Raw genomic sequence first — 6,330 nt, forward strand, 5'->3', positions numbered from 1 at the left:
ATCAGTGATAGTGATATTTTTGTCTTTAATTCTGAGAAAATTTGTGATAAGATTTAGTTGTTCCATATGAACCTTTCTAGAATGATAGTTTGAACGCTTTTCATTATAGGTCATATGGGACTTTTTTCTACCATTTGTCAAGTCCATCAAGGTATTTGACGAAAAATATTTTGAGTCTCGTAATCCAAATATGGAAATTATTTTATTTTGGACTAAAGTTTAGTGAAAAAAGTGTATACAAAAGCAACACCTTATGTTGAAATTTTTTGATAAGGTGTTACAATGATGGTGCATAAACAGTTTTACCGATTTTGGGTAGAAGTATAATCGTAAAGTTTGTTATGCGTAATGAGGTAATACATTGTCCGAATGAGACGATGTATGGAGGCAATCGTGTGTGGCTTGGTTGAAGTCGTTTGCGATTGTCTTTTTCGTTTCTCATAAAAGTCTGCGATATGGCAAGGATTGGTATGACTGGCTGAAGCGATATTGTGAATGCATTTGAACAGAATCTTTCTAGCGTAGGGATTGCCACGCTTGGTAATGTGTTCCTTAGCGAGGAAGTTGCCAGATTCATAGTGTCTCAGATCAATACCGATAAAGGCATTGATTTGATTGGCAGACTGAAAACGGCGAATATCTCCCAGTTCACCAATAATACTTGATGCAGTAGTCTCAGCTATTCCAGGAATAGAGAGCAGAATGTCATATTCAGGTAATGGCTGAGCTAGTTCCACCATTTGGTCTAGAACAGTTTGTCTCTGTTCAGAAAGTCTAAGCAATTCTTTTGCATAGTAACGAACCTCTTCCATGATCGGAGAGGTTTTCTTAACGGCACAATAAGATTGATTAGCTAGTGCTGTCAGCTTCTCAACTAAGTACGCCACACGCTTATCCGAAATCCGTTTTGAAGTGGACTGACGGATGCTCTCTGAGAGTTCATCCTTGCTTAACTCAAGCACGAAGTCCTTGCAAGGAAAATCTATGACTAGGTTCCAGTATTGTTCCCCAGTTGGCTTTGATAAGACAGTCTCTATCTCTGGAAACGTGACTTGCAAGACCTTGTGCAGACGGTTTTTAGCTCGAACGATGTCCTCGGTCAGATTCTGATAGAAACGGCTGAGATCCCGCAAGTTTTGGTAGACTTCTTCTTGGACATAAGTGGGTTTACGATTCAGCACAAATTGAGATTGAGCCAGTTTTTCGGCGTCAATTTGATCCGTTTTCCGCACACGCAAACTATCCAGTTGCTTCTTAGCTTCTAAGGGATTAAGCCGTGTATAAGCGTAGCCATTATCCTCTAGAAAAGCTTGAAGACGACGAGAATAGACGCCTGTTGCTTCAAAGATGATTTCTGGCTTGTGGACGGTTTTCAAATCACCAAGTAGCCGAGAAAAGCCAATGGCATCATTGGACATGGTGTAGCTATGAACCTTCTCGCCATTGACTAGAATGGCTACTTCTGAACTTACCTTACTCACGTCAATCCCAAATACTACTCGCATGATATTACCTCTTTGTCTTGAATGTTTCCTTGTTTTAGTGATGTCATTTTCAATACTCGACGTCTGGCGTCCCACATACTTTGATAACATTCTTTCTAAAACAGGTGCCTTGCCAGTTTTTGATGCGACGTCTAGCGTCAAAAAGTCCCACGACTTAACAAGACACCTCTACTTTAACATAAAGAAAAAGTAATGAGTACTCTCTCCCGTCGGAGATTTCCTCACTACTAATCTTAGTATGTTTTCTATACTCAAAAAGGCTCCATAATCTCCACAGTGGATTTACCCACTACAGAAATTATAGAGCCTTTTCATCTTCCTGAAACCAAAGGCATTTCTTTTAATGACTTTGATGAGATTATTGGTAGCTTCCAGTTTGGCGCTTGAAAATGTGAGTTTTGTTGTTTTTCAGTGTAGGTCATATGGGACTTTTTTCTACACTCAAAAAGGCTCTATATGACCATAGTGGGTTTACCCGTCATAGTCATATAGTGCCTTTTATTTTTTGCTTAGTTTAACAACCGCCTCGGTCCGTGCTGTGTGGGGAAACATGTCGACAGATTGAATGTATTCTACCTTGTAGGCTTTGCTTAGCTCAACAAGGTCCCTTGCAAGAGTGGAGACGTTGCAGGATACGTAAACCATTTTAGCTGGTTTGTAATCCAAAATGGTTTTGAGGAGCTTTTCGTCGAGTCCAGTTCGAGGCGGGTCGACTACTAGGGCATCTGCACGGTAGCCTTCTTTGTACCACTTAGGAATAATCTCTTCTGCCTTACCAGCTTCGTAGTAGGTATTGGTCAGGCCCATTCGTTGAGCGTTGGCCTTGGCATCCTCGATGGCTTCTGGAATAATGTCCATACCTCGAACAGATTTGACCTTTTTAGCAAAGGCGAAGCCAATGGTTCCCACGCCACAGTAAGCATCAATCAAATCTTCATCGCCAGAAATATCTAATGCCTTGACTGCTTCTCCATAGAGAACTTCCGTTTGTTGGGGATTTAATTGGTAAAATGCCCGAGGTGACAGGGAGAACTCGTAGTCCAAGACAGCTTCTTCAATGGCTTGTTTGCCCCAGAGAATTTCTGTTTTTTCCCCATAGATGTCGCTAGTCTTCTGTCTATTCCAGTTTAGAGCAATAGTGATTATACTTGGAAATTGACTGGTGAGTTCATCAATTAATTTAATAAGATTAACCTGACAAGAGGTGATAAAGATTACTTGAACTTGACCTGTTTTTCGAGCCTTGCGGACCATAACCGTGCGGATTCCGTGTTGCTTGCGCTCATTGTAAATAGGAATACGGTGCTTGGTGAGTAGCTTTGCGATTCCGTTGATAATCTCTTGTGTTTCGGAATCTTGGACGTAACAATTCGTAATTCCAATCAAGCGATGGGAATTTTCTGCATAGAGACCGGCCTTGACTTGATCTTTGAAAAATCGAGTCTGGAACTGTAATTTGGCACGATAGTGGCTAGGCTTATCCATACCGATTGTTGGATAAATAGTGTAGTTTTCGTAGCCAGCTGGTTTGAACTTTTTTAGGGCCTGCTGCAAGAGATCTTGTTTGAAGTCTAATTGTTTATCATAGCGGAGGTGCATGATTTGACAACCACCACAGGCTTGGTAGATATCACAGGCAGGCTTTACTCGGAATTTGGATTCCTTATTGATTTTCAAAAGCTTGGCTTCGACAAAATTTCGTTTGACCGAAGTGACCTGGCAATAGATTTCTTCTCCCTTGAGGGCACCAGGAACGAAGACCAGCGTTTTTTGATAAAAGCCGATTCCTTCGCCATTGATACCCATTCGCTTGATTTTCAAGGGAATTCGTTGGTTTACTTGTAGATTCATATTATTATTTTACCGAAAAATCCTGTATAATGAAAGAATGAGAATTACAAAAATTGAAAAGAAGAAACGTCTTTATTTACTTGAAGTGGATGGTCAGGATAGTTTGTATATTACGGAAGACACAATTGTTCGCTTCATGCTTAGTAAGGGCAAGGAAATCACGGAGCAGGAGTTTTGTGAGCTTCGCGATTTTGCTCAGTTTTCTTATGGGAAAAATCTAGCACTTTATTACCTTTCCTTCAAGCAACGTACCCAAAAAGAAGTTAGTGATTATCTAAAAAAATATGAAATTGAAGAAAACAATATTGTCAAGATTGTGACGGTATTAGAAGAGGAAAAATGGCTGGACGATGGGAATTATGTTGATAGCTATGTTCGTCAGAATGCTCTAAATGGAGATAAGGGACCAGCTATGATTCGTCAGAGGTTGATGCAGAAAGGAATTCCTAAACCGCTGATTGATAAAAGGCTGGCTGAGGAAGATTTTTCAGAGCTTGCTGGGAAGATTGGGGAGAAATTGGTGGGTAGATACCAAAGAAAGTTGCCTCTTCGAGCTTTGCAAGATAAAGTTGTACAGGGATTGATGGGTAAGGGGTTTTCTTATGAGTCAGCCAAACAAAGCCTGGGTCAGTTGGAACTTGTGGCTGATGAGGAAAATGAAGATGATTTAATCGCCAAGGAATTGGATAAGCAGTATAGAAAATATGGTCGTAAATATGAAGGCTATGAATTGAAGCAAAGGTTGATGCAGGCTTTGGCTCGCAAGGGCTTTGATTTTGATGCCATAAAATCTGCTCTTCGTGAATATCTGTGAGAAAAAGTTTCGCCTAGGTTGAAAAAATATGGTATAATAGTCAAGATAAATTGTAATAGTAGAAAGTTGGTAACAAAGTGAAATTACCAAAGGAAGGCGACTTTATTACTATTCAAAGTTATAAACATGACGGTGAAATTCATCGCACTTGGCGTGACACCATGGTATTAAAAACAACGGAAAATGCTATTATTGGAGTCAATAATCATACCTTAGTGACTGAAAATGATGGTAGGCGTTGGGTAACAAGAGAACCAGCAATCGTTTATTTTCATAAAAAATACTGGTTCAATATCATTGCCATGATTCGGGAAAACGGAGTTTCCTATTATTGTAACCTTGCTAGTCCATATGTTCTCGACAATGAGGCACTCAAATACATTGATTATGACCTAGATGTTAAGGTCTTTGCTGATGGTGAAAAGAGACTGCTGGATGTGGATGAATATGAGCGTCATCGTAAGGCGATGAAGTATTCGGATGATATTGATTTTATTTTGAAGGAAAATGTCAAGATACTGGTTGATTGGATTAATAACCAGCGTGGACCATTCTCTCCAGCCTACGTTAATATCTGGTACAAACGCTATTTAGAACTGAGAAGTAGATAAAGTTAGAAAAGAAAATCCTGTTTAACAGGCTTTTTTCTTATTGTAAAGGAGGGGCTTATGGCCTTTGAACAAACAAATGGGCGCTATGCAAGTTTTGGAGTTGTGACCTCGCTTCCCGGGGAAGTGATTGACAGTTTCTGGTATGTTATTGATCACTACTTAAAAGGAGTTATTCCTTTGAAAAATGTAATCCGTTTTTCTATCAAAAATCGTCGTGGTAAGATTACGCTGGTCTTTTCGCAGGAAGGTTATAAAAATGTACTGGCTGTAGATTTAAGTAGTCGTTTTGATCCTTTTTATCCCTCAACAATCTTGGTAATGGACAAGCAGGGAAAAGAGACCATTACTTTGCCAGATGAGGTGACCTTACTTTAGCTTGAAGAACTGGTATTTTATCACCTAAGATATTGTTAATATATGAAGTTTGGTGTAAAATAGATTTGTAAGCTTATGTGGGTTAGAAAGGAGGAGTCTATGGTTAGTCAAACTGTTGAAAAACCTCTCTATTTGCAGTTGGTTGATGAATTGGAAGTTGCAATTCGTGAGAGGATGGCTCCGAATGACAAGTTATTTTCAGAGCGTGAGTTGACACAGGTTTATGGTGTCAGTCGTATTACAGTTCGTTTGGCTTTGCAAGAATTGGAAAAACGGGGCTTAGTCTATAAGAAGCACGGTAAGGGAACCTATGTATCTGAGATTTCAGATACTGCAGTTGATTTGTCTCAGGCCTATAGTTTTACTGAGCAAATGAAAAAAATTGGGAAAGTACCGAGGACATCAATTTTATCCTTTGAATTGGTTAAGGCATCAGACTATATTGCGCAACATCTACAACTTAGTCAGGGTGAGGAAGTGTTTGAAGTTGAACGTTTGAGACTTGCCGATGAGATTCCGATGATGCTGGAAAGGACATATGTTCCTGCCTCGCTATTTCCTGGATTAGCTGCTCAGCGAATGAAGTCAACTCCCTTGTATGAAATTTTTTCAGAGGATTATCATCAGGTGATTCGTTTGGCAGAAGAAGAGTTCTATGCAAGTATTGCTTTGGATAATGAAGCTAAGATACTCGGAATTCCAAGTAATAGTCCAGTACTTCATTTGGTAAGAAAAACGTATAATGATAAGAATAGAATTATCGAGTTTACGTTTAGTATTGCTAGAGCGGACCAGTTTCGTTACAAGATTACCCATCAACGGGGATATTAGAATTAATACTCTTCGAAAATCAAAATTATTCGTTGTCAAGAGCCTTGATGAAATCCAGTTCTATTTTTGGTTTCGTTTCCTAGACTACTTTTGATTGTTATTGGATATGAAAAAACGCGGACGTTAGTGAGCCCACTGAAAAAGTCTCCAGTTACTCCGACTCTTATAAAAAATAGGAATTCTCCTAAATGATTGGGAGAATTCCTATTTTTCTATTCTTCCTTTTGGTCTATTAAGGTCATAATTCGCTTCATATTGACTACAAATATGGTGGTGGCTGCTTGTAATTCCATGTTGAAAAGACCTGATGCTCTGGCGACATCAAGACCATGTCTTTGTTTCA

General features: G+C 39.4%; 6 protein-coding genes and 1 pseudogene. 4 read left to right on the forward strand and 3 right to left on the reverse strand.

The features are described from left to right. Positions 1–302: 302 nt before the first annotated feature. The 3 genes and pseudogenes from ODU55_RS11270 to rlmD all read right to left on the reverse strand — a co-directional run bounded on the left by ODU55_RS11270 (position 303) and on the right by rlmD (position 3,356). Complete coding sequence (locus ODU55_RS11270) at positions 303–1,505, reverse strand: IS110 family transposase (RefSeq protein WP_398582878.1); 1,203 nt, start codon at positions 1,503–1,505, stop codon at positions 303–305. A gap of 309 nt (positions 1,506–1,814) precedes the next feature. After that, positions 1,815–1,901: pseudogene (locus ODU55_RS11275) on the reverse strand (transposase); the annotation flags it as partial. Between the two features lie 102 nt (positions 1,902–2,003). Next, the gene (rlmD, locus tag ODU55_RS11280; RefSeq protein WP_398582879.1) at positions 2,004–3,356 is read right to left on the reverse strand and encodes a 23S rRNA (uracil(1939)-C(5))-methyltransferase RlmD; all 1,353 of its coding nucleotides are present in this window, start codon (positions 3,354–3,356) and stop codon (positions 2,004–2,006) included. A 37-nt stretch (positions 3,357–3,393) separates the two neighbouring features. On the opposite strand from rlmD, the gene recX reads away from it, so the two are divergent. The 4 genes from recX (at position 3,394) to ODU55_RS11300 (ending at position 5,987) form a co-directional block, all read left to right on the forward strand. After that, positions 3,394–4,170, forward strand: a complete 777-nt coding sequence (recX, locus tag ODU55_RS11285) for a recombination regulator RecX (protein WP_398582880.1) — start codon at positions 3,394–3,396, stop codon at positions 4,168–4,170. 77 nt (positions 4,171–4,247) lie between these two features. Beyond that, the gene (locus tag ODU55_RS11290) at positions 4,248–4,781 is read left to right on the forward strand and encodes a DUF402 domain-containing protein (RefSeq protein WP_004194106.1); all 534 of its coding nucleotides are present in this window, start codon (positions 4,248–4,250) and stop codon (positions 4,779–4,781) included. A gap of 57 nt (positions 4,782–4,838) precedes the next feature. Continuing rightward, complete coding sequence (locus ODU55_RS11295) at positions 4,839–5,156, forward strand: DUF960 domain-containing protein (protein WP_002942715.1); 318 nt, start codon at positions 4,839–4,841, stop codon at positions 5,154–5,156. 99 nt (positions 5,157–5,255) lie between these two features. Next, entirely contained in the window at positions 5,256–5,987 is a 732-nt protein-coding gene (locus ODU55_RS11300; RefSeq protein ID WP_014735520.1) for a GntR family transcriptional regulator, read from the forward strand. Positions 5,988–6,330: the final 343 nt, after the last annotated feature.

The sequence above is a fragment of the Streptococcus sp. 2022WUSS037 genome (assembly GCF_044427225.1).
Taxonomy (GTDB): domain Bacteria; phylum Bacillota; class Bacilli; order Lactobacillales; family Streptococcaceae; genus Streptococcus.

Excerpts from the sequence above, each read along its gene's own strand:
- ODU55_RS11270 (WP_398582878.1), bottom strand. The coding sequence starts at position 1,505 with ATGCGAGTAGTATTTGGGATTGACGTGAGTAAGGTAAGTTCAGAAGTA.
- rlmD (WP_398582879.1), bottom strand. The coding sequence starts at position 3,356 with ATGAATCTACAAGTAAACCAACGAATTCCCTTGAAAATCAAGCGAATG.
- recX (WP_398582880.1), top strand. The coding sequence starts at position 3,394 with ATGAGAATTACAAAAATTGAAAAGAAGAAACGTCTTTATTTACTTGAA.
- ODU55_RS11295 (WP_002942715.1), top strand. The coding sequence starts at position 4,839 with ATGGCCTTTGAACAAACAAATGGGCGCTATGCAAGTTTTGGAGTTGTG.
- ODU55_RS11300 (WP_014735520.1), top strand. The coding sequence starts at position 5,256 with ATGGTTAGTCAAACTGTTGAAAAACCTCTCTATTTGCAGTTGGTTGAT.